This window comes from Geofilum rhodophaeum, from assembly GCF_002210225.1.
In the GTDB taxonomy this organism is placed as follows: Bacteria; Bacteroidota; Bacteroidia; order Bacteroidales; family Marinilabiliaceae; genus Geofilum; species Geofilum rhodophaeum.
Window position 1 is genome coordinate 1 of record NZ_MWUJ01000079.1, and the last position, 459, is coordinate 459.

Genomic DNA, 459 nt, shown 5'->3' on the forward strand with positions numbered 1-459 from the left:
CCCCTTTAGGGAAGGGTTAAGTTGTTGTTAAGTTGTTGGGTGGAGAAAGTGATTAGGGTTTGAAGCAAAAGGCCCCAGGGATTATGCCTACTTTAAATGTGTCCACAGGTGTTGCATCCGGCAGGAGGCGGTAAACGATTCCTCTTTGAATATAATCAATTGCATCGGCAATGTAGATTTCTGAGGTTAACGGGTCCACGGTTAAGCCGTAGAAGCCTCCTGAATAGGTGCCTTCGTAGGGACTGTTGTAGAATTTCTCTGGTGCAGCTTCTGAATTAACCGGATGACGGTAAATGTGCCTGTTGATAAAGTACAGGGTGTCTCTGCTTCCATTAATGGCCAGTTCAGAGGGCCAGTCTCCCAATTCAAATTCAAATATGTGCTCTACTTTTCGGGTTTCCGCGTCAATCCGTATCAATCCCGGGGCTTCATGCGGGAGTGTAAAATTAACTCTGTCCG

General features: G+C 46.4%; 1 protein-coding gene. It reads right to left on the bottom strand.

From position 1 onward, the window contains the following. Window positions 1-52: 52 nt before the first annotated feature. Window positions 53-459, bottom strand: a 407-nt coding sequence (locus tag B4W65_RS17140; protein WP_240509597.1) for a DUF5074 domain-containing protein, incomplete at its 5' end; no start/stop codon positions are given.